Raw genomic sequence first — 22353 nt, 5'->3', positions numbered from 1 at the left:
CCACCGGGATGGATTATGGGTGAGAGCTTCAGTCGGCCTGGCGCTTGTAGAACGGCAGCTGGGTGACGGCGAAGTCGTGCGCCTTGCCGCGGATGTCCACCGTCACGGCGGTGCCCACCTCGGCGCGGTCCCGATCGATGTAGGCCAGGGCGATCGGGTGGCCGAGCGTCGGCGAGGGCTGACCGGAGGTGACGGTGCCGACCTCAGTGCCGTCGATCGACACGGCGGCTCCGGAGCGGGCGGCGCGGCGTCCCTCCGAACTCAGACCGACGAGCACGCGCGGCGGTTCGGTCTCTCCGAGCTTCGCCAGCGCCTCGCGGGCGAAGAAGTCGTCCTTCGTCTTGAACCCGATCATTCGGCCCAGTCCCGCATCGTACGGGGTGGTGTTCTGATCGAGTTCGTTGCCGTAGAGCGGCATTCCGGCTTCGAGGCGCAGCGAATCGCGTGCGGCCAGACCGCAGGGAACGAGTCCGTAATCCGCGCCCGAGGTCACGAGCGTGTTCCACAGGCGGGTGGCGCCGATGTTGGGGACGTAGAGCTCGAACCCGTCCTCACCGGTGTATCCGGTGCGGGCGAGCATGAGGTCGATCCCCGCGATCGTCAGCGGCATCCACGCGTAGTACCCCAGTTCGCGCACCGCCTGACCGATGGTGATCTTCGCATCCCCCGCCGAGGTGGCTCCCCCGTTGGCATCGTCGGTGACCTGGGCCTTCGCCTGGTCACCGGCGCCGGTGCGGGGTCCGAATTCGCCGTGGCCGGACTCGTCGAGGGCCCGCAGGATGATCGCCTCGGAGTTCGGTCCCTGCACGGCGATGAGCGCGGTGGCGTCGGATTCGTCGGTCAGGTGCACATCGGAGCCGGGTGCGACGGTCTGGACGAACTGGTGCACGCGGTCCTTCAGCGCAGCGACCACGGTGGGCGTGTTCGAGGCGTTGGGGACGATGAGGAACTCTTCGTCGCCGATGCGGTAGGTGATGAGGTCGTCGAGGAGGCCGCCTGACTCGTTGACGATGACTCCGTACTTGGCCTTGCCGATCTTCATCTTCGAGTACTTCGCGACGAGCGCGTAGTCGAGGAAGGCGGCTGCGTCGGTTCCGGCGATGCGCACCTCACCCATGTGGGAGAGGTCGAAGAGGCCCGCGGCCTCACGCACGGCACGGTGTTCGGCGAGTTCCGAACCGTACTTCAGCGGCATGTCCCAGCCGCCGAAGTCGGTGAACGAGGCACCGAGCTCGGCGTGGATGCTGTGCAGCGGTGTCTCTTTGGGTGTGTTCGCGGTCGTATCGGTCATCACTTGTCCTCTTCCTCGAACTCTTCGAAGGCCTCTGGCGGCGGGCAGGAGCACACCAGGTTGCGGTCGCCGTAGGCTCCGTCGATGCGGCTGACCGGCGGGAAGTACTTCGTGAGGCGCAGCCCGGGAACGGGGAACACCGCGGTCTCGCGGCTGTACTTGCCGTCCCAGTCGTCCATCACCGCGGTCGCCGGGTGCGGCGCGAGGGCCAGCGGCGACTCTTCGTAGGTATACGACTTGCCGATCTCGTCGATCTCGGCGCGGATAGTGCGCATGGCCTCGATGAAGCGGTCGAGCTCGTCCTTGTCCTCGGACTCGGTGGGTTCGACCATGAGGGTGCCGGGCACCGGGAAGGCCAGGGTCGGGGCGTGGAAGCCGAAGTCGACGAGGCGCTTGCAGACATCCTCGGCGGTGACTCCCGTTGCCGAGGTGATCGCGCGGAGGTCGAGGATCGTTTCGTGTCCGACAAGCCCATTCTCACCCGAGTAGAGGACGGGAAAGACGTCGCCGAGCTTCTTCGCCAGGTAGTTCGCACCGAGCAGAGCCGAGCGCGAGGCTTCGCGCAGCCCCTCGGAGCCCATGAGTTCGAGGTAGGCGAAGCTGATCGGCAGGACGCCGGCGGAGCCGAACATCGAGGCCGAGATCGGCAGTTCCTTGGCCTCCGGGTCACCGGCGACGAGCTCCGGCAGCGTGGCATCGCCGGGCAGGTACGGAGCGAGGTGTTCGCGCACCGCCACCGGGCCGACTCCGGGGCCGCCGCCTCCGTGGGGGATGCAGAAGGTCTTGTGCAGGTTGAGGTGGGAGACGTCACCGCCGAATTCGCCGGGCTTGGCGAGCCCGACCATGGCGTTGAGGTTCGCACCGTCGACGTAGACCTGACCGCCGGCGGCGTGGACCTTGTCGCAGACCTCGCGGATCTGCGGTTCGAAGACACCGTGGGTCGACGGGTAGGTGATCATGATGCCGGCGATCTTGCCTTCGTGCTTGGCGATCTTCGCATCGAGGTCGTCCATGTCCACGGAGCCGTCATCGGCTGTCGCGACGACCTGCACCTGGAGTCCGGCGAGCACCGCGGAGGCGGCGTTCGTGCCGTGCGCGGACTGCGGGATGAGCACGACGGTGCGGGCATCGTCGCCATTGGCCACGTGGTAAGCGCGGATGGCGAGCAGTCCGGCCAGCTCACCCTGTGAGCCGGCATTGGGCTGCAGGGACACACGGTCGTAGCCGGTGACCTCGACGAGGGAGTCCTCGAGGCGGCCGATGAGTGCGTGCCAACCCTTGGTCTGCTCGACGGGGGCGAAGGGGTGGATGGAGGCGAATTCCGGCCAGGTGATGGGTTCCATCTCGGCGGCGGCGTTGAGCTTCATCGTGCATGAGCCCAGCGGAATCATCGTCCGGTCCAGCGCGAGGTCACGGTCGGCCAGGGTGCGCAGGTAGCGCATCATCGAGGTCTCGGAGCCGTGGGCGCTGAAGACGGGGTGGGTGAGGAATTCGGTATCTCGGTGGAACGACGCCGCGAATGCAGGTTCGGGAACGGCGTTGGCTCCGAAGGTTCCCGCCGAGGCGGATTCGAAGTCGTCCGCGTCGACCCGGGCGTAGATGCCGAGGGCTTCGAGCAGGCCGTTGGCATCGGCGACGGTGTGGGGCTCGCCGAAGGAGACGCCGACGGTGGTGTCGTCGATGACGCGGATGTTGTATCCGGCCTGGTCGGCGACGTAGCGGGCGGCTTCGGCGTCGGCCACGCGCAGGGCCACGGTGTCGAAGAATTCCCAGGTGAGAACCTCGGCGCCGGGGGCGGTGTCCGCGGCCTTCGCGAAGGCGTGGGCGAGGCGGTGGACGCGGGAGGCGATGCGGGTCAGGCCGACCGGGCCGTGGTAGACGGCGTACATCGAGGCGACGTTGGCGAGCAGTGCCTGCGCGGTGCAGATGTTCGATGTCGCCTTCTGGCGGCGGATGTGCTGTTCGCGGGTCTGCAGGGCCAGGCGGTAGCCGGGCTTGCCCTGGGCGTCCTTGGACACTCCGACGAGGCGGCCTGGCAGCTGGCGCTGGAGTCCGGACTTCACGGCCATGAAGCCGGCGTGGGGGCCGCCGAAGAACAGGGGCACACCGAAGCGCTGGGCCGAGCCGACGGCGATGTCCGCACCCTGGGAGGCGCAGTCCTTGAGCAGGGTCAGTGCCAGCAGGTCGGCGTCGAAGGTGACGAGCGCTCCGCGGTCGTGCGCACCGTCGACGGCTTCGGTGAAGTCGCGGATGGCTCCGGTGGTGCCGGGCTGGGCGCAGACGATGCCGAAGATGTCTTCGCCGACGAGTCCTTCGGCGAGGTCGGCGACGGCGACGCGGAAGTCCATGGCCTTGGCGCGGGCGCGGACGACGGCGATGGTCTGCGGGTGGAGTTCGGAGTCGAGGACGACGGTTGTCCCCTTCTTCACGGCTCGACGCATGAGCAGGACCGCCTCGGCGACGGCAGTGGCTTCATCGAGGAGGGAGGCATTGGCGATGTCGAGACCGGTGAGGTCCTGGACGACCTGCTGGAAGTTCAGCAGCGCTTCGAGCCGGCCCTGGGAGATCTCGGGCTGGTACGGGGTGTAGGCGGTGTACCAGGCGGGGTTCTCGACCAGATTGCGGCGGATGACGGCCGGGGTGATCGTGTCGTAGTAGCCCTGGCCGATGAGCTGGGTGCGCATGACGTTCTGGTCGGCGAGGTCGCGCAGGTCGCCCAGCACGTCGAATTCGGAGCGCCCGGCGGGCAGGTTGAGCTCGTCGTTCTGGATGGATTCCGGGACGGCAGCGGCCGAGAGCGCTTCCAGGGAGTCATAGCCGAGTTCGGCGAGCATGGCCGTTACGTCATCGGCGCGGGGGCCGATGTGGCGGTCGGAGAAGGGGCGCGCAGTGTCCCCTGTTGCCTGCGTCGTATGGGCGAGTGAACTGGTCAATTGCCGTCCTAGAGTCGGTGTCGCGCCCACCGATGGGAGGACGCAGCGATCGCTGAGTGTCCTCCCCGATCTGTCGGACGTGAGTCCTTCAGATATGCCTGCAATCGGTGGTACTGGGCCTGAGAGTTTCCCGGGGAGGGAATTGCACCTACGGCGCTGCTCGGTGTCTGGCTCGATTCGGCCTGACTGCGGCAGCTCTCCCACGTCTTGTCTTAGCGGCGTATGAAATTGTGCGCAGAACCAGATGGGTCTCTGAAGCAGATGGACCTCTGAGGCCCCGGCTGAGACTGCGCCTCCGATTCTAGTGAATGAAATCACCCCCGACAAACCCCGGGCTGGCCCCCTCACTATGACCACTCTTCCAACCGCCGCGAGGACCAGCTCCCCACGGCAGCACCCCTGTGACTCCCATGCAGAAATAGGTCGCTATCGGATACTTTCCTTGCTCAGAAGTATCCGATAGCGACCTGGATTCGGGGGCCGAAATCCGATAGCGACCTAAATTCGCCGAGGCGGCGCTGCGGTCGCGCCGCGATGTTCAGATCGCGTTGAGGTCCTTGCCCTTGGTCTCGGGCAGCTTGACCACGGCGACGATCGTTGCCAGGCAGAGCAGGACCACCCAGCCACTGGAGAGCCAGCTGAGGTCGAGCGAGTTGAACAGTCCGTTGAGATACGGTGCTGTTCCGCCGAACACAGCCACGGAGACCGAGTAGGCGAAGCCGATCCCCTGGGTGCGGACCTTCGTCGGGAACGCCTCGGACAGGACCGCCGACAGCAGGGCTCCTGCCATCGAGACCACGAGCAGTGCCAGCGTCGATGCGACGAACAGCGTCCAGCCGGTGTCCGTGATCATGCCCATGAGCGGATACTGCAGGATCGCCATGAGCACGCCGAAACCGATGAGCACCGGCCGACGACCGATCCTGTCGGACAGGAATCCCCAGAACGGCAGCGACACAAGAGCGATGATCTGCGCACCGACGGTCGCCCAGTAGGCGGTCTGCGCATCCATACCGCGCTCGGTGATCGCCAGGGTCGAGGCGTACGAGGTCCAGGTGTAGTGAGCCGCAGTGATGCCCGAGGTCATGAGCACGACGAGGATGATCGCGCGAACCACACGCCCGCGATCCAGCGGAGTCGGGGCGACGGTCTCTTCGGCTTCATCGGCTTCGAAGACGTCGCTTTCGACCATTCCGCGGCGCATCCACAGTGCGACGAGCGCCAGCAGACCGCCGAGCGCGAACGGAATCCTCCACGCCCAATCACTGACCGCGGCCTCGGAGAAGACGTTCGTGATCAATCCGCCGATGGTGTAGGCGACGACCGAGCCGCCGAAGATCGCGACGAAGACGATGGAGCCCCAGAAACCGCGCTTGTGGGCCGGGGCGATCTCGGCGATATAGGAGTTCGCCGTTGCCGACTCTCCGCCGTGAGCGAAGCCCTGGGCAACCCGGATGACGAGCAGAATGAGGGAGGCGAAGACCCCGATCTGTCCATAAGTCGGCAGGACGGCGATGAGGAACGATCCGCCGGCCATGATGAGCATCGTGACGATGAGGACGAACTTCCGGCCCTTCACATCGGCGATCTTGCCGAACACGATGCCGCCGAGCGGCCGCATGAGGAATCCGACGGCGAAGACGCCGAGGGTCGCGAGGACGGAGGAGACTGTGTCCTCGCTGTTGAACATCGCGGCGGCGATGAAGGGCGTGAACACCGCGTAGGCGCTCCATTCGTACCATTCGAGGATATTGCCGATGGTGCTCGCGACGACGGATCGCCGTTTCAGCTGCAGAGGCACCTTTGTCTCTGCGATCGTATCGGTCATGGCTTCCTTTCCACTGCTTCGTTGGAGGTGGTGCTGTATATATCTGTGGTGGTGCTCGGTGGTGCAGATACTCCTGTCTCGCTCGCCGTCACACGACGGTGGCGGCGATGGCTTCGGCGGCTGCGATGAGTTCGGGGACCCCGGTTTCGAGGCTGCCGGTGAAGTCACCGGCCGACGGTGCCTCTCCGTTGAGCCATCTGGTGTAGATGGCTTCGCTGAAGATCGCGGCCTTCCACAGCGCGAAGGCCTCGTACCAGGGCAACCCGGACAGATCGAGGCCCGTCTTCTGCTGGTAACGATCGGCGAGTTCGGAACGGGTGAGGAACCCTTCCCCCGCCGTGACCGGGGTGAGGTCCATGACCGTGCGCGGATGCGCGCGGTCGGTGTAGGTGACGAGGAAGTAGCCGAGGTCGGCGAGCGGATCGCCGAGGGTCGACATCTCCCAGTCGAGGATCGCTGCGACCTCGACCGGCGTCGAGGACGCGATCATTGCGTTTCCGGCACGGTAGTCGCCATGGACGACCGCGTGCCGCTGAGTGGCCGGAATGTTCGCGGCCAACCACTCACCGAGGCGGCTGACCTGGGGCAGCGACCGCTGAGTGTTCTTCTCCCAGAGGGAGGCGAACAGCTTCACCTGGCGCACCAGGTATCCGTCCGGTCGACCAAGCGCGGCGACTTCGGGAACGGTGACGTCGACCGAGTGGAGGTCGACGAGGCGGTCGACGAGGGCTTCGCTCAGGGCTCGACGGTCGGCCGCCTCGGCGAGGAAATCGGGCAGGGTGTCGGTGACGACGGTGCCCGGCACGAAATCCATGATGTAGAACGGAACGCCGAGGACCGATTCGTCCTCGCAGACGTGGAGGATCGTGGGCACGGCCACTCCCTGAGCGCCGAGGACCTTCTGGATCTTCGCCTCCCGGACCATGTCGTGAGTCGATTTCGGGATCGGCGGGCGCGGTCCGCGTCGGAGCACGACGTCGAGGTCACCGCGACGGATCCGGAACGTCACGTTCGACTGGCCCTCGCCGATGCGGTCCCAGCGGACGGGACCGGACCCGAAGCCATGCGTGTCGAGGTAGTCGGTGAGGACGTCGACGATGAGCAGGGGCGGAGCGGACAGTGCCTGCGCCTCGGCGGCAGTGTCGACGACGTCTACGAGCTTCTCGGTCATCGTGCCTCCTCTACGTCGTCGAGATGAGGTGCACCTGCGGCGACTTCCTTGCGGCGCTTCGATGACGCGCGGCGGGAGATCGCGAACTTGTGCGTCTCGGTGGCACCGTCGTAGATGCGGAACGGACGGACGTCGTTGAGGTACTGGATCAGCGGCAGCTGGTCGGAGACGCCGTCGCCGCCGGTGAGCTGGATGGCCCGATCGATGACACGGTAGACGGCTTCGGAGCAGTAGACCTTCGCGATCGAAGATCTGGAGTTCGCTTCCTTCGCATCGGTGGCGAGCACTTCGGAGGTCTTCGTGATCATCGCGTCAGAGGTTTCGATGTCGATGACCGACTGCGCGATGAGCTCCTGCGCGAGGCCCTGGCGAGCGAGGACGTCGCCGAATGCCTCGCGGTGGTCGGCACGGTCGAGTGCCGTGTCCAGCGCGCGGCGGGCCAGTCCCAGCCACCGCATGCAGTGCGTGAGGCGGGCGGGTGCCAGGCGCACCTGGGCGTAGGCGAAGCCCTTGCCGGGTTCGCCGAGGATCGCCGAGGCGGGGACGCGAACGTCGTCGAAGTGGACGTAGGGGTGGCCGCCGGCGATGGTGCGATCGACAGTGTGGATCGACCGGCCGACACTGACGCCGGGGGTGTCTTTGGGTACGAGGAACATCGTGGCGGCCTGGCCCTTGCGAGCCTGCGCGGAGCCGGAGCCCTCGGTCGCAGCGGCCGACTCCTCGGCGTCGGTGGCGGCCATGACGATGAAGAAGCTGCACAGCTCAGCCCCGGAGATGAAGCGCTTGTCACCGTTGATGACCCACTCGTCGCCGTCCTTGACGGCGCGGGTGGACAACGCCGATGGGTCGGAGCCGGTGCCCGGATGTGGTTCGGTCATGGCGAAGGAGGAGCGGACGTCGCCGGCGGCCAGCGGGGCGAGGAACCGCTCCTTCTGCTCCTGTGTGGCGATTTGGGCGAGCATGTGCATATTGCCCTCATCGGGTGCCATGCAATTGAGTACGGCGGGCCCGATCGGCGAGTAGCCTGCCTCCTGGAACACCGGGGACCAGAATTCGATCGGCACGCCCTGGCCGCCCCACTCGGCGGGCACGTGTGGGGCGAAGACTCCTGCCTCCTTGGCTTTGGCCTTGAGGTCGGTCAGGACCGCTTCGTCGAGGTAGTCCCCGGGATGGGGTTCGGCGGGCATGACCACGTCGCGGATGAAGGTGCGGGTGCGCTGGCGCAGCTCTTCGACGTCTGCTGGAATGTGGCTCATGCTGTGCCTCCTGCTGTGATGAGTCCGCCGTCGGCGGTGAGGACCTGGGCGGTGATCCAGTCGGAGTCGGACGACGTGAGGTAGGCCGCAGCTGCGCCGATGTCCTCGGGTGTGCCGAGCCGGCCGGCCGGATAGGCGGCGGTGACTTCGGCTTCTCTGCCTTCGTAGAGCGCGGTGGCGAAGCGGGTCTTGACGACGGCAGGGGCGATTCCGTTGACGCGGATATCGGGTCCGAGTTCGACGGCAAGGGTCTTCACGAGGTGGGCCACGGCGGCCTTCGAGACGCCGTAGAGGCCGATGCCCTTGCTCGGATTCTGGCCGGCGACCGAGGAGATGGACAGGATCCGACCCTTGTTCTCCCGGAACTTCAGTCCCTCGTGATGGACGGCCCCCTGGATCCAGGCCAGAGTGCCGAGGACGTTCACTTCGAGGATCTTCCGGGCCGCATCGAGTTCGATGGCGACAGTGTCACCGTAGACCGGGTTGATGCCGACGTTCGTGACGAGGACGTCGAGACGGCCGTACTTCTCCGCGATAGTGTCGAAGACCTCGGTTCGGTGGGCCGGATCATCGGCCTTGCCGGCGATGCCGATCACGGTGCCTTCGGGGAATTCGGCGACGGTCTCGGCAAGCGGTTCGGGCTTGCGGGCGGTGAGGACGACGGCCGCTCCTTCGGCCTGCAGTCTACGGGCGATGCCGAGGCCGATGCCGCGACTCGATCCCGTCACGAGGGCGACCTGCCCCTCGAAACGGCGTCCGATCGTTGATTCGCTCAATGTCTCTCCTGTCTTGCTTGATTGTCGGTCAGTGGTGCCTATCTATCTGACGCTGCTTCTTTTCCGGAGTCTCGCAGCAGCCTGCGTTGGATCTTTCCGGTGTGCGTCTTCGGCAGGTCTGACATGACGTGGACGGTGCGCGGGTACTTGTACGCTGCGAGGCGTTCTTTCGCGAAGGCGATGAGTTCCTCGGCGCTGACGTCTTGGCCGGTGCGCAGGGAGACGTAGGCGACGACGGTCTCGCCGCGGTAGTCGTCGGGCTGGCCGACGACGGCGGCTTCGAGCACGGCCGGGTGTTCATAGAGGACGTCTTCGACCTCGCGCGGCCACACCTTGTAGCCGGAGGCGTTGATCTGGTCCTTGATCCGGTCGACGAGGTAGATCCAGCCGGCTGCGTCCATGACACCGACATCGCCGGTGCGCAGCCAGCCATCGTCGAAGGCCGCCTCGTTGGCTTCGGGTTTGCCGAGGAAGCCGGGCGTGATCTGAGGCCCGCGCAGCTCGAGTTCACCGGCGGTGGAATCGGTGACGACGGTTCCGTCGGCGACGTCGACGATACGGGCTTCGAGTCCGGGGAACGGCACGCCGATGGCCAGGGTGTCGGTGGCCGGGTCGACGGGTGCCTCGGTGTCGGGCGGGACGCCGATGACCGCCGAGGCGGTTTCAGTCATTCCGTAGATGTTGTGGATGTAATGGCCGAACCGCTTCCGGAAGCGCTCGACCGTGGCCGGCGGCACGGGGGCTCCACCGGAGTAGAGGTAGCGGATGCTCTGCAGGTCCTCGGCTGTGGCCGATTCGTGTTCGAGCAGGGCGTTGTAGACGGTGATCGAGCCGATGGTCACGGTGACCTTGTCATCACGGATGGCGGTGACGATCTTGTCCGCGTTCACGCGGCCGATGAAGTCGAGCGTGATCGGGAAGATCAGCGAGGTCGCCGCGCAGGCGACGGCTCCGGTGATGTGGAAGAGCGGGGCGATGGCGAGCATGACATCGCCTTCGCCGAGGTTCAGCCACTCTCCATACGACCGGGCCACGGCGAGCACATTGCGGTGGGTGCCGACGGCGCCTTTGGCCGGTCCGGTCGTGCCTGATGTGTAGGTGAGCAGGGCGGCGTCGTCGAGGCCCGGCAGCAGTTCGGTGCGGTGGTCGGGCGCATTGGTGCGCTGGGAGGCGAGAAAGGGACCCCACGAATCGACGGCGATCCCGGACTCGGCGGGGGTCGCCTCGGCGGGGGTGGTTTCGATCCCACGGGAGGCAGTGGTCCGGGCGTCGACCACGAGGTCGGCAGGGTCGCGGTCGTATTCGTCGTGATCGGTGGTGAGCACCCAGGTCAGGGATCCGCCGGCGAGGGTCTCGCAAACCTGGCCGAGGTCTGCTTCGTCGCAGATGATCGCCGAGGCGGCCGAATCGTCGATGAGCGCGCGCAGTTCGCGGCCGCGGTACATGGGGTTGAGGACGAGGGGCACGACGCCGATCTTCCAAGCCGCGAGCAATGCCACGGCGAACTGCGGGACGTTCTGGAGGTAGACGCCGACGATGTCCGACTTCTGCAGGCCGCGGGAGAGGAACCCGGCGGCGAGCGCCTCGGCTTCACGGTCGATATCGGCGGTGGTGAACCTGCGGCCGCGATAGGTCACGGCGATCTGACCTGGGGCCGCTTCGACGCGGGCATTCCACGCATGGGCAGTGGACTCGTCGTGGATCTCCGGCGCCTCGCCTACTCCGGCGGGGTAAAGCCGCGTCCACACGTGCTGCGTAGCGGTGGAGGTGTTGTCGGCTGCCATCTGACTGTCGCCCTTCATCGTGCCGTGACCGGAACATCTCCGTTTCGGCCGACCGAGCGCTCGCTCGGTTAGTTCTGTATCGTAGGTCACACGATGACCGGGCGCAAGGGCGGCCGGGCATGACTGTCGACCGTTCGAGCAGCAAAGCGATCGGGCTCAGAGATGGAGGGACGTTTCGGGGTCGAATAGAACCGCCGGGGGCGAATGGAACCGCGGGGTCCGAATGGCCGTAGATTAGGGATGAGAAGACAGTGAGACGGAGCAGGCAGGGACAACTCGTGAGCAATGCAACCATGACGAACTGGCGGGAATACGACGCCCCGCTGCTGTCGCCGATCCTTCAGTCCGCTCTCAACAGCTTCGTCACGGGCGGATTCCACGGCACGAGTATCCGCCAGCTGGCTGGCGCGGCCGGGCTGTCAGTGCCCGGCCTCTATCACCACTTCGCATCGAAGCATGCGATCCTCGCCGAGATCGACCGCCTGGCGATGGAGGATCTGTGGCAGCGCAGCGTCGCGGCGCTCGCCGACGGCGGGCAGGAGCGGACCGCCCGCTTCGACCGACTCATCGAATGCCTGCTGCTCTTCCACGCGCACCAGTCCGATCTCGCCTTCATCGCATTCAGCGAGATCCGAGCGCTGAAAGATCAGCACCGGGATGCTCATATCGCCGCTCGTGACCGGCAACAGAAACTCCTCGACGAGGTGGTCGAGGAGTGCGTTGCCGACGGCAGCTTCACCACGGAGTTCCCGCGGGATGCCTCACGAGCGATCACGACTATCTGCACGGGCGTCTCGCAGTGGTACCGGGCCGGCGGTGAGCTTGATCCTGCTGGCGTGGCCGAACGCTACGGCAAGATCTGCGCGCACGCCGCCGGCCTTCCGGCGAAGTAAGGGTGGCGCCTGTCGACCCGATGAAGTGACGGTCGCCCGGCCACAAGCTGCTCGCGAAATAGCGGCAGGCTGCTCGCGAAACGTTCCACGAACCCTGCCCGCATTGGATTGTTGGGTCGATCCACGGTGGTTTCCACGCCTGAAACACCGTGGATCGACCCAACAATGCGCCTCAAAACGGTGCCGCAAAGAACTTAGGTCGCCATCGGTTACTTTCCGTCAAGAGAAGTATCCGATGGCGACCTAGATTCGGGTGCAGATGTCCGATGGCGACCTAGATTCGGGCTGCCGGCTACCGGCAACCGACGTTCAGCCGCGGGCTCAGCCTCAGTTTCAGGCGCTGCCACCGGCGGTGACGACACCCCCATCGGCGGTGAGCACCTGAGCGGTGATCCAGTCGGCGTCCTCTGAGGCCAGATAGGCGACGGCTCCGGCAATGTCCTCGGGAGTGCCGAGGCGCTTGACCGGGTACGCGGAGGCGACCTCCTCTTCCCTGCCTTCGTAGAGCGCGGTGGCGAACTTCGTCTTGACCACTGCCGGGGCGACGGCGTTGACGCGGATGTCGGGTCCGAGCTCCACGGCGAGCGTCTTCGTCAGATGCGAGACCGCCGCCTTCGAGATGCCGTAGAAGCCGATGCCCTCGCTCGGCACCTGCCCGGCCACCGAGGAGATCGCCACCACCCGTCCCCTGTTCTCGCGGAAATTCAGGCCATTATGATGGACCGCGTCCTGCACCCAGGCCAGCGTGCCGAGCACATTGACGTCGAAGATCTTTCGCGCGGCATCGAGTTCCATGTCGACGAGCGGGCCGTAGACGGGGTTGATTCCAGCGTTGGCCACGAGCACATCGAGGCGACCGAACTTCTCAGCGATCGTGTCGAGCACCTCTGCCCTGTGAGCCGGGTCGTCGGCCTTGCCGGCGATGGCAAGCGCCGTTCCTTCGGGGAACTCGGCGACCGCCTCATTCAGCGCTTCGGGCTTGCGCGCGGTGAGGACGACGGTGGCCCCCTCCGCGTTCAGCCGCCGAGCGATTCCTAGACCGATGCCACGGCTGGCGCCGGTGATGACAGCGACCTGTCCTTCGAAGCGGCGACCGGATTTCGGAGCCGCCGAGGCAGCTGCGGGCTGAGCGGATGAGGTGCTGTCTGACATAGATGAACTCCAGTGTTCGTGCTGTGACATGGTCATTCGGCGCTGACCTGGCGAATTGCCCTGAAGCGAGCGTTCGTTCAGCCATCAGTTCTCATCGTAGGCACAGCCGTTCGAAGATGACAAGGACTACGGCCATCGAACGAGAGAACTGAACGAGAATGGAGTCATGAATCATCTCGAGTTCCATCTCGACCTCGGCTCGGGCGACCAGTTCCCGCTCGCGCGGGAAGCGATCTTCTCCTGGATGATGCAGGACCTCGCCGGCGTGGTGGTCCGTCCGAGCCGTCGCGTATCCGAAGGCCAGATCGTCAGCCTGGGACTCAACCCCGTTTGGCCGGTCCCGCCGAGGCGGCTGCGCGGTCGCGATCTGCTCGTACCCGTGGGTGCATGCGTCGTCACACGGGTGATCGATGAGAGGGATCGCGCCGGATTCACCTATCGCACCCTGCCGGGCCACCTCGAGAACGGAGAGGAGACCTTCCTCGTGTCCGTCGGCACTGACGGCCGCCTCCGCGTGGCCATCAGCGCCGACTCCGTCCCAGCACATCCTCTCCTCCGTCCGGGCGCTCCGGTGACAGTGGCGGCCCAGGAGTTGATGGCCAGGCGCTATGCCGAAGGGCTGAAGAGACAGCTCAAGACGGCCGAGCGAAGCCGCCGATCCCGCGCCCTCGCGACAGCTTCGGCGCTGATCGGCCGGAAGCTGAGATCTGTCGAGACCCTTGCCGGCGGTCAACATGCGCTGACCCTGGCGGCCCGCGACGGAGACGCGGAGCTCGTCGTCCGCGCATTTCCCACGGGCCATGATGCGGCGATCAAAGAGGCCGCGGTGCTCGATCGGCTGAGCCCGCTCGGCGATCTCGTCCCCCGTCTCATCGCCCACAGCGCCGACTCCAACGACCCGGTCATCGTCACAACCCGTGTGCCGGGCTCACCACCGGATCCGGCGACACCTCTGACCACCATCGCCCGCGAGATGGCCGCGGCGCTGCTGCGCATCCACGAGCTCGTCGGCACCGGTCTGCCTCTGACTCCAAACTCTCCGCCGCCAGGAGACTCTGACATCGCGATTCGCGCCCAGCGGGAGTGGGCGAACCTCGCCCGCGACGAAGAGGTCCTCACGCACACGGATTTCTGGACCGGAAATGCCCTGTGGGAACAGGGGCGCCTCACCGGAGTCGTCGACTGGTCGGGCGCGAGCCGCGGACCTCGCGGAGTCGACCTCGCCTGGTGCCGTCAGGATCTTGTGCTGCTCGGTTCCCCCGAGGCGGCCGCCGTCTTTCTCGACGAGTACGAACGACTTCTCGGCCGCCGAATTAACGACATTCGCGCATGGGATGTCCAAGCCGCGGCACGCGCGAATGATCGCGTCGAAACCTGGCTGCCCAACTACCACGGGATCGGCCTCATTGACATGACCGCCGAAGATCTCCGCGACCGCCTCGACACGTGGAACGCGCAGCTGTGAACACGTCTGGCAATCATCCGCTCCCCTAGTCGATCTGAATGGCGGCCCCCTCCTGAATGCCGCTATGGTCGGCCCGGCAACCACCCGCAATCCAATACCCGTATAGTCAATAATGCATGTACATTATTGACTGATCAGATATATAGTGGGATGGACCATACACGCGCCGTGCAGGCTTGAACCACACCGCGCGAACCGGGGTTTCGAGCCCGGCGGCACACAGCAGCGCCGCCGGCCTGACGAGAGGAAGACATTCGACGATGAAGCAGTCGACCACTTCTGAGCACCACGACAGCGGCTCTGAGCACGAGCACCATCGGTCACCTGCCCACGACCGTCTCGAGGAGTTCCTCCCCCGCGCCGGCTCGGGTCCCTTGTCGGGACAGATCGTCGTCGACTTCTCCCGTGTCCTCGCCGGGCCCTACTCGACGATGATGCTCGCCGACCTCGGCGCCACCGTCATCAAGGTCGAAGGACCCAAGGGCGATGACACCCGGCATTGGACGCCGCCGGTGCGCGAGGACGACGCCACCTACTACCTGTCGATCAACCGCAACAAGTACGACATCGTCCTCGACTTCACCGACCCCGACGACCTCCAGGTCGCCCAGAAGCTCGCGGCCCGCGCCGACATCATCGTCGAGAACTTCAAACCCGGAGGCCTGAAGAAGTACGGGCTCGACTACGCCTCGATCACACAGACCAACTCAACACCCAACCCGGAGGTCATCTTCGCCTCGGTCACCGGGTTCGGTGCCGACAACGCCCTGCCCGGCTACGACCTCCTCGTCCAGGCGATGTCCGGTTTCATGTCGGTCACCGGCAGCCCCGATGGCTCGCCGTACCGCGCCGGGGTCGCCGTCTTCGACGTCATGACCGGACTGCACACGACGATCGGCGTCCTCGCCGCTATCCAGCACAAGACGCTCACCGGAGAGGGCCAGCTCGTCGAGACCAACCTCATGTCCTCGGCGATGTCCGGCCTGGCCAACCAGTCCGGCGCGTATGCCGCGGCCGGCGTGACGCCCACGCGCATGGGCAATGCCCACCCGAGCCTCTATCCGTATCAGCCGATGGCCACGAAGGAGGGCGAACTCATCGTCGCCGCCGCCAACGACGGCCAATTCAGGATCCTCGCCGAGGTGGTCGGTCGTCCCGATTGGTGTGATGACGACCGGTTCGCGAAGGCCAAGGCCCGCAACGCCCACCGCGACGAACTCGAACCCGAACTCCTCGACGCCCTGGCCGCCCACACGGCACAGGAATGGTTTGACAAGCTCACCGCCGTCGGCCTGCCCTGCGCGCCGATCAACTCGATCGCCGAAGGCGTCGAACACGCGAAGAGTCTCGGCTTGGAACCGGTCGTGGACACCGGCACCGGCGACCGCGTCATCCCGACCATCCGCAACCCGATCCGCCTGACCAAGTCCGAGGTCGCCTACGACCTCGCTCCCCCAGAACTCGGTGCCGATGACGAGCGGGTCCGCGCCTGGCTCGACAGCCTCTAGACCGTACCGGTTCGCACCCTTCCAGTCGGACCCTCAATCTCAACTCTTGACCGCAGACCTCTGCACAGCAGCCATCTGAAGGAGATTCAACAATGGACAACTCAGAACTCGACGACATCCTCACTGCCGTCCGCGAATTCGTCCGCGAGAAGGTCGTCCCCCTCGAGACCCAAGTCGAGGACGAGGATGCCTTCCCCGAATCCATCATCAGGGAATCTGCCGAAATGGGACTCTTCGGCTGGGCTCTGCCCGAGGAGTACGGCGGCCTCGGCCTCAATGCCGAACAGGACGCACTCCTGGCCATGGAGCTCGGCTACACCACCCCGTCGTTCCGGTCCCTGTTCGGCACGAACAACGGCATCGCCGGACAGGTGCTCGTCAACTACGGCACCGATGAGCAGAAGTCCGAATGGCTGCCCCGTCTGACCTCCGGAGAGGTCGTCGCTTCCTTCGCCCTCACCGAATCCGAGGCCGGCTCCGACCCCTCGGGCCTGCGGACGAAGGCCGAACGCGTTGGCGATGACTACATCATCAACGGCTCCAAGCGGTTCATCACCAACGCGGAGGCCTCCGATGTCCTCATGGTCTTCGCCCGCACCGACCCGAACGCCACGGGCTCAAAGGGCATCTCGGTCTTCCTCGTGCCCACGCAGTCCGAAGGCGTGACCGTCGGCCCACACGATCACAAGATGGGTCAGGCCGGCGCCTGGACCTCGGAGATCTTCTTCGACGACGTGCGCGTGCCTGCCGCCAACCTCATCGGCGGTGAGGAGGAGAAGGGCTTCTACGCGGCCATGGCCTCACTCAACAAGGGACGCCTGCACATCGCCGCGATCTGCGTCGGTCAGTCGATCCGCATCCTCGACGAATCCGTCCGCTTCGCCGCCGAAGCGAAGCAGGGCGGGGAACCGATCGCCCGGTTCCAGCTCGTCCAGGCGATGCTCGCCGATATCTACACCGACGTCGCCGCCGCCAAGGCTCTCGTCCTCGCGGCCGCCGGGCGCTGGGACGCCGAGACCGATCGCAAGCTGGGCCCCTCCTCGGCGAAGCTCTTCGCCTCCGAAGCACTCGCCCGCATCGCCGACAAGGGCGTGCAGATCCAGGGCGGCATGGGCTATATGCGCGAGTCAGCGGTCGAACGCTTCTACCGCCACGCACGCCTGTTCCGCATCTACGAAGGCACCTCCGAGGTCCAGCGCGTCGTCGTCGCCAAGCAGCTGCTGGGTGGCGCGCACAAACCGCAGTTCAACCTCTGAGAACAACCGACCACGCACGAAAGGCATCCCATGACTGAATCCACAACCGCGAACTCCGGCATCACCGTCACCGAAACCGGCGGAGTCACCGCCGTCCCCGGCCTCCTCAGCGGCAAGGTCGCCGTCGTCACCGGCGGCGGACAGGGCCTCGGCCTGGCGATGGCGCGCAGCCTCGTCGACTCCGGCGCGAAGGTCGTTCTCGCCGATATGAATGAGGAGAGTCTGCAGGCTGCTGTGACCGAACTCGGCGGAGATGGAGTCGCCACGGGCGCGGTGTGCAATGTGTCCGACCTCGGGGCCGTCGAAAAACTCGCCGCAGCGGCCACGACCGCTTTCGGCGGTATCGACATCTGGGTCAACAACGCCGGCATCACCCGCGATGCGACGATCCGGAAGATGACCGAGCAGCAGTTCGACGACGTCATCTCCGTGCACCTGCGCGGCACATGGAACGGGCTCAAGGTCGCCACCGCGCTCATGCGCGAGCAGGACCGCGGCGGCTCGATCATCAACGCGTCCTCGATCAGCGGCAAGGTCGGCAACCCCGGACAGTCGAACTACTCCGCGGCGAAGGCGGGCATCGTCGGCATGACGAAGGCCGTGGCCAAGGAGGTCGCGTTCAAGAACATCCGCATCAACGCCATCCAGCCCGGGTTCATCAACACCGCCATGACCGCGGCCATGCCGCAGCACGCGATCGATTCGAAGCTCGCCGACATCCCGCTCGGTCGCGCCGGCGACCCCGAAGAGGTCGCCTCCGTCGTGCTGTTCCTCGCCTCCGGACTGTCGAGCTACCTCACCGGCACCGTCACCGAGATCTCCGGCGGTCGCCACATCTGATCCGGGGCATGTCGATTCGGAGGGAGAAGAATGATGATTTCAGACGAGGAAATCAACACTTCTCTCCCTCCGAATTCCTCGTGCAGCGGATGGGCCGCCTCGGCGACGGTCAGCTCTTCGCCGATCGCCGGCCGGGCAAGCGGACGACTCCGAAGGCGAACATGCCGATGAGCGGCAGCAGCGGCCAGATCCAGGTGACGCCGTGGCCGTCGACCATTCCGGTGTCGGCCAGGATGGCCAGGCCCGCGCAGATGGCCACTGAGGCGGCGATCGGCATCCACACGGGAGGCGCGGGACGGTCGTCGGGGGACGGAGTTTCGAACCGGCCGAAGATCGCCACGAGCACCCCGGTGATCGCCAGCAGAACCAGCGCCCACAGCGGACGCGTGAGCCACCAGATTCCGGTCAGCGGAGTCGGCAGCAGGGCATCGGCGTCGAATCCGATGAGGACGTTGGCCAAGGCAGTCAGCGCGGTCAGGTGCCAGAGGAACCAGGTCATGATGCGCTGGTTGACGAGCACCGTGAGGAACCACAGTCCGGGGCTGCGCAGCAGTTTCGCGAGCGGCTTCTGGAGCATGAGCACGATTCCGGCCTGAGCCATGCCGAGGAAGGCCATGGTCACACGGGTCGGGGCGGAATTCGAGATCGTATCGGTGCCTGCGGTGATCATCGACACCGGATAAGGGCCGAAGCCGACGAGGAGCCCGAGTCCGACTGCGCCGATGACGAAGAGCAGCAGGCAGCGACTGATGCTGGAGAGTCGGCCGTCGAGCCAGGCATAGCCGAACTGATGGAAGCTCGCCCAGACGAGCAGGTAGTTCGGATAGCCGGCGAGCGTGCTCTCGGTGACGATGCTGATGAGGTCGATGATGCCGGCCAAGCCGATGCCTGCGATGATCGACCACCAGCCCCACCTCTCCCACAGGATCAGACACGGCGGGGCAACGATGACGACGAGCAGATAGGCCGCGAGGAACCAGGTCGGCACGAGTGCCATCTGGGAGGCCAGCTGGACGGAGGCGGGTGCAGCACCGGCAGACAGGGCGATGACGCAGGTGGCCAGCCAGACGAGCAGCAGCGGGATGAGCGGAAGGCCGAGGCGGCGCAGGCGCGCCCGCAGCCATTCGGCGTAGCCGGTCTGACGCCGCCTGGCCGAACGCCAGGACAGTGCGTTGGAGTAGCCGCCGACGAGGAAGAAGATCGGCATCACCTGGAACACCCAGGTCAGAGGGTGCGTCCATCTCGCCTGGTCGAGCAGTCCGTGTGGTTCGATGCCGCCGGCGGCGCTGACGGCGATGATCGTCCAATGACCGAGCACGACCACGGTGATCGCCGCGGCGCGCAGGAAGTCGACCTCGCGGCTGCGAGAGTCCGGGGTCGCCTCATCGACCTTGCGGGCCTGGGCCAGAAACGAGCGGGGCATGCGGGGACGTCCTTGTCGGTTGGTCGAGGGAGCGGTTGATCGAGGGAGCGGTTGGCCGAGGAAGCGGTTGGTCGAGGGAGCGGGCAGTGCAGGCCCCGCCCATCGCCGAGGCGGTCGACCGCCTCGGCGTGGTCAGGCCCGGTATTTCACTTCGCCGCCGACGACGGTGAGCGCGACTCGGGTGTCGCGGATCGCCTCGGCGTGGGCGAAGAGGGCTTCTTCGGAATCGTAGCCGAGGAGGCCGTCGCGCTCTGACGCGCCGACACTCGAGTGGTCAACGTTGAGCCCTTCGGCCGCGCACGGATCTATGTCGACGATGATGAAGTCGGCGTCCATCCCCGGCGCCAGATATCCGCGCCGGTCCTCGAGCCCGGCGGCGAAGGCCGGTCCCTGAGTGTGCAGGCGGATGGCCTCGACGGCACTCAGGCGACGGTGCGGCTGGAAGGTCGTCGACGCGTCACCGGAGATGTTCGCCCTGGTCATCGCGGCATAGATCGCGGCGAAGGGGTTCGCATGCTCGACCGGACCGTCGGAGCCGAAGACCACGTGCGCCCCGGCATCGAGCAGGTCGGGCCAGGCATAGGCGGCTAGCTGCGCGGACTCGTCGATGAGGTGGAGCAGGTGCAGGTCGGAGATGCAGTGGCGCGGCTGCATCGACGCGAGCACCCCGAGCTCGGCGAACCGGGCGACGTCGGCCGGCTGGATGAACTGGGCGTGTTCGACGCGGTGACGCAGGGGTCGGCCGAACTTCTCTTCCGCGGCCTTCGTCGTTTCCCGCAGGCGGTCGTAGACAGCGAGCACATGGTGGTTCGCCTGATCGCCGATGGCGTGGATGGCCACGGAGATTCCCGCCTCGGTGGCGATATGTGCCTGGTCGAAGAGTTCGTCCTCGGTCATCTGCACGACACCGAAGTTCTCGTCCTCACCGTCGATCGCGGGAAACGCTGAGGACATGTGCGAGGTATGCGAGCCGAGAGCCCCGTCCGAGAACAGCTTCAGCCCGCCGCACTGCAGCCAATCATCCCCGTCACCGGTGTGCCAGGCGGTTTCGATCGCCCACGGCACTTCGGGTGAACGCAGGAACAGGGTCACGCGCATGTCCTGGCGACCGGCCGCATGCAGGTCGTTCCAGCCCAAGGTCGAGGCGATGCCGTCGAAGTCATGGATCCCGGTCAGCCCCTGTGACAGGAAGAGATCCTGGGTGGTGGCGAGGCGTTCGACCTGGTCCTCGCGGCTGGGTTCGGGGATGAAGCGGGCGACGAGATCGGTGGCGTCTTCGCGTACGAGACCTGTGAGCTGACCGTTCTCGTCGCGGACGAAGCTACCGCCTGAAGAATCGGGGGTCGCCTCGTCGATGCCGGCGATCTCGAGAGCGTGTGCGTTGACCCACAAGGTGTGCAGATCGAGTGACCACATCGCCACCGGATGGTCGGGGACCTCGGCGTCGAGGAGCTCACGGTCAGGGTAGCTCGGGTCCTCCCACTTGTTGAGGTCCCACCCGGAGCCGACCACCCAGGTGCCCACCGGGAGGGAATTCGCGCGTTCACGGATGGCCGCGACCGCCTCGGCGAGCGATTTCGTCTGGGACAGATCGAGGTCGGTCAGGGAGTCGGCGTACAGGATCGAGTGGATGTGTCCGTCGACGAATCCGGGCAGAATGACCTGCCCGCTGCAGTCGATCTCATCGATCTCGAGGCCGGGGATGACCGTGGTGGCACCGACCCCACCCGCCGAGGCGAGCGCCGCCGTCGTCGACGATTCCGCGGCGGCGATGTCGAGGAGTTCGGCCCGGGTGCCGATGGCCACGATGGTCTCCCCATCGACGAGGATCGCATCCGGGGCCGCGTGCGTGAGGTCGAAGGTCGGCGCGGAGGCCGTGTCGGGGGTCGTTTCTGCGTTCGATCCGATCGGGTCGGATGCGAGCGACGCAGGGGTGTTCGAGCCGGGGGCACTCGAGTCGGCTTGGGGTGCGAAAGTGCGCACCACGGCATTGGAGAACAGACGCATGGACACCAGTCTAGAGCGGGTCCGGCGAAGTCGCTGAGTGGGCCGATCACCGCCCCTCCGTGCTACCTGACGGCGGCCCAGATACCTCGCGCGAGGTATCTGGGCCGCCGTCAGGTAGTAATTGGTGGGTGAAGGTGAGGGCGCGGCAAACGAATTTCTACGAGGAGTAGAATCGAAGACATGACTCACTTCTTCAGCACCGATGACTCGCGGCTGGCTGCGAGCGCTCGGATCATCCTGCCCGCCATCTGGCTCGGACTCATCATCGGCATCTCGCTCATCGAGGCACCGCTGAAGTTCACCGCCCCCGGAATCACGATCCCGCTGGGGCTGGGCATCGGTCGGCTGGTGTTCGGCGTGATGAACTGGGTCGAGCTCGTCATCGCCGTGATCCTGCTGTGGGCGCTGCTGAAGTCGGGGGTCGATCGCGTCTACCGCAGTGTGGCCTGCGGGCTCATCGGAGTGCTCATCATCAAGGTCATCGTCATTCGGCCGCTGCTCAATCAGCGCACGGATGCCGTGCTCGCCGGTGTCGACGAGGGTGGGTCGTCGCTGCATCTGCTCTACATCGCTGCCGACGGACTGCTCATCGTGGGGCTGGCTGCCGCACTCGTGATGGCAGTGCGCCGTTGGGTGACGATTCGCCCGGCAATCGGAACCGGTTCCTCGGCTGGGTGAAGCACACACGTGCCGCCTGACCGACCGAGAGTTCACCGCAGCGGCCGCGAGCCCAGCCGAGGGCGGACCGGCTGCCGGCCACGGAACTGGCC

16 protein-coding genes and 1 riboswitch are annotated in these 22353 nt (G+C 66.1%); of the genes, 6 read left to right on the top strand and 10 right to left on the bottom strand.

The genetic code is table 11. The annotated features are described in order from the left end of the window. Nucleotides 1-28: 28 nt before the first annotated feature. The 7 genes from LJ362_RS01670 to LJ362_RS01640 form a co-directional block, all read right to left on the bottom strand. Nucleotides 29-1291 (bottom strand): glycine cleavage system aminomethyltransferase GcvT, encoded by a 1263-nt coding sequence (locus LJ362_RS01670; protein WP_264800444.1) that lies wholly within the window; start codon nucleotides 1289-1291, stop codon nucleotides 29-31. Further along, the gene (gene gcvP / locus LJ362_RS01665; RefSeq protein ID WP_264800443.1) at nucleotides 1291-4224 is read right to left on the bottom strand and encodes an aminomethyl-transferring glycine dehydrogenase; all 2934 of its coding nucleotides are present in this window, start codon (nucleotides 4222-4224) and stop codon (nucleotides 1291-1293) included. Before gcvP ends, LJ362_RS01670 begins: the two co-directional genes overlap by 1 nt. Nucleotides 4225-4322: 98 nt before the next feature. After that, a riboswitch (glycine riboswitch) is annotated at nucleotides 4323-4437 on the bottom strand. A gap of 325 nt (nucleotides 4438-4762) precedes the next feature. Continuing rightward, nucleotides 4763-6052: an MFS transporter gene (locus LJ362_RS01660; protein WP_264800442.1), complete on the bottom strand. Its 1290-nt coding sequence runs from the start codon at nucleotides 6050-6052 to the stop codon at nucleotides 4763-4765. A gap of 88 nt (nucleotides 6053-6140) precedes the next feature. Next, complete coding sequence (locus LJ362_RS01655; RefSeq protein ID WP_264800441.1) at nucleotides 6141-7223, bottom strand: phosphotransferase family protein; 1083 nt, start codon at nucleotides 7221-7223, stop codon at nucleotides 6141-6143. Further along, nucleotides 7220-8479 carry an acyl-CoA dehydrogenase family protein gene (locus LJ362_RS01650; RefSeq protein WP_264800440.1) on the bottom strand — a complete coding sequence of 420 codons (1260 nt, stop codon included), beginning with the start codon at nucleotides 8477-8479 and terminating at the stop codon, nucleotides 7220-7222. Before LJ362_RS01650 ends, LJ362_RS01655 begins: the two co-directional genes overlap by 4 nt. Then, a complete protein-coding gene (locus LJ362_RS01645) occupies nucleotides 8476-9255 on the bottom strand; it encodes an SDR family oxidoreductase (protein ID WP_264800439.1) in 780 nt (259 codons plus the stop codon). Before LJ362_RS01645 ends, LJ362_RS01650 begins: the two co-directional genes overlap by 4 nt. Nucleotides 9256-9293: 38 nt before the next feature. Then, nucleotides 9294-11039, bottom strand: a complete 1746-nt coding sequence (locus tag LJ362_RS01640; protein WP_264800438.1) for a class I adenylate-forming enzyme family protein — start codon at nucleotides 11037-11039, stop codon at nucleotides 9294-9296. A gap of 278 nt (nucleotides 11040-11317) precedes the next feature. On the opposite strand from LJ362_RS01640, the gene LJ362_RS01635 reads away from it, so the two are divergent. Continuing rightward, entirely contained in the window at nucleotides 11318-11932 is a 615-nt protein-coding gene (locus LJ362_RS01635) for a TetR/AcrR family transcriptional regulator (RefSeq protein ID WP_264800437.1), read from the top strand. Between the two features lie 333 nt (nucleotides 11933-12265). Here the strand turns inward: LJ362_RS01635 and LJ362_RS01630 are convergent, their stop codons facing one another. Further along, entirely contained in the window at nucleotides 12266-13084 is an 819-nt protein-coding gene (locus LJ362_RS01630; protein WP_264800436.1) for an SDR family oxidoreductase, read from the bottom strand. A 166-nt stretch (nucleotides 13085-13250) separates the two neighbouring features. On the opposite strand from LJ362_RS01630, the gene LJ362_RS01625 reads away from it, so the two are divergent. The 4 genes from LJ362_RS01625 to fabG all read left to right on the top strand — a co-directional run bounded on the left by LJ362_RS01625 (nucleotide 13251) and on the right by fabG (nucleotide 18153). Next, nucleotides 13251-14549 (top strand): DUF1990 family protein, encoded by a 1299-nt coding sequence (locus tag LJ362_RS01625; protein ID WP_264800435.1) that lies wholly within the window; start codon nucleotides 13251-13253, stop codon nucleotides 14547-14549. Nucleotides 14550-14809: 260 nt separating this feature from the next. Then, a complete protein-coding gene (locus LJ362_RS01620; RefSeq protein ID WP_264800434.1) occupies nucleotides 14810-16057 on the top strand; it encodes a CaiB/BaiF CoA transferase family protein in 1248 nt (415 codons plus the stop codon). Nucleotides 16058-16149: 92 nt separating this feature from the next. Further along, entirely contained in the window at nucleotides 16150-17313 is a 1164-nt protein-coding gene (locus LJ362_RS01615) for an acyl-CoA dehydrogenase family protein (RefSeq protein WP_264800433.1), read from the top strand. 30 nt (nucleotides 17314-17343) lie between these two features. Next, nucleotides 17344-18153, top strand: a complete 810-nt coding sequence (gene fabG / locus LJ362_RS01610; protein WP_264800432.1) for a 3-oxoacyl-ACP reductase FabG — start codon at nucleotides 17344-17346, stop codon at nucleotides 18151-18153. Nucleotides 18154-18262: 109 nt separating this feature from the next. Here fabG and LJ362_RS01605 read toward each other — a convergent pair whose 3' ends face one another. Both LJ362_RS01605 and LJ362_RS01600 read right to left on the bottom strand, forming a co-directional pair. Beyond that, a complete protein-coding gene (locus LJ362_RS01605; RefSeq protein WP_264800431.1) occupies nucleotides 18263-19576 on the bottom strand; it encodes an acyltransferase in 1314 nt (437 codons plus the stop codon). A 132-nt stretch (nucleotides 19577-19708) separates the two neighbouring features. Continuing rightward, nucleotides 19709-21583: an amidohydrolase gene (locus tag LJ362_RS01600; protein WP_264800430.1), complete on the bottom strand. Its 1875-nt coding sequence runs from the start codon at nucleotides 21581-21583 to the stop codon at nucleotides 19709-19711. A gap of 180 nt (nucleotides 21584-21763) precedes the next feature. Between LJ362_RS01600 and LJ362_RS01595 the strand changes: the two genes are divergently transcribed. Beyond that, nucleotides 21764-22261, top strand: a complete 498-nt coding sequence (locus LJ362_RS01595; protein WP_264800429.1) for a hypothetical protein — start codon at nucleotides 21764-21766, stop codon at nucleotides 22259-22261. Nucleotides 22262-22353: the final 92 nt, after the last annotated feature.

It is taken from the genome of Brevibacterium sp. JSBI002, assembly GCF_026013965.1.
Classification (GTDB): Bacteria; Actinomycetota; Actinomycetes; order Actinomycetales; family Brevibacteriaceae; genus Brevibacterium.
This window is presented reverse-complemented; position numbering and strand designations above follow the sequence as displayed.

Coding starts and splice junctions, on each gene's coding strand:
- LJ362_RS01670 (WP_264800444.1), bottom strand. CDS start 1,291: ATGACCGATACGACCGCGAACACACCCAAAGAGACACCGCTGCACAGC.
- LJ362_RS01660 (WP_264800442.1), bottom strand. CDS start 6,052: ATGACCGATACGATCGCAGAGACAAAGGTGCCTCTGCAGCTGAAACGG.
- LJ362_RS01655 (WP_264800441.1), bottom strand. CDS start 7,223: ATGACCGAGAAGCTCGTAGACGTCGTCGACACTGCCGCCGAGGCGCAG.
- LJ362_RS01650 (WP_264800440.1), bottom strand. CDS start 8,479: ATGAGCCACATTCCAGCAGACGTCGAAGAGCTGCGCCAGCGCACCCGC.
- LJ362_RS01640 (WP_264800438.1), bottom strand. CDS start 11,039: ATGGCAGCCGACAACACCTCCACCGCTACGCAGCACGTGTGGACGCGG.
- LJ362_RS01630 (WP_264800436.1), bottom strand. CDS start 13,084: ATGTCAGACAGCACCTCATCCGCTCAGCCCGCAGCTGCCTCGGCGGCT.
- LJ362_RS01625 (WP_264800435.1), top strand. CDS start 13,251: ATGAATCATCTCGAGTTCCATCTCGACCTCGGCTCGGGCGACCAGTTC.
- LJ362_RS01620 (WP_264800434.1), top strand. CDS start 14,810: ATGAAGCAGTCGACCACTTCTGAGCACCACGACAGCGGCTCTGAGCAC.
- LJ362_RS01615 (WP_264800433.1), top strand. CDS start 16,150: ATGGACAACTCAGAACTCGACGACATCCTCACTGCCGTCCGCGAATTC.
- fabG (WP_264800432.1), top strand. CDS start 17,344: ATGACTGAATCCACAACCGCGAACTCCGGCATCACCGTCACCGAAACC.
- LJ362_RS01605 (WP_264800431.1), bottom strand. CDS start 19,576: ATGCCCCGCTCGTTTCTGGCCCAGGCCCGCAAGGTCGATGAGGCGACC.
- LJ362_RS01600 (WP_264800430.1), bottom strand. CDS start 21,583: ATGCGTCTGTTCTCCAATGCCGTGGTGCGCACTTTCGCACCCCAAGCC.
- LJ362_RS01595 (WP_264800429.1), top strand. CDS start 21,764: ATGACTCACTTCTTCAGCACCGATGACTCGCGGCTGGCTGCGAGCGCT.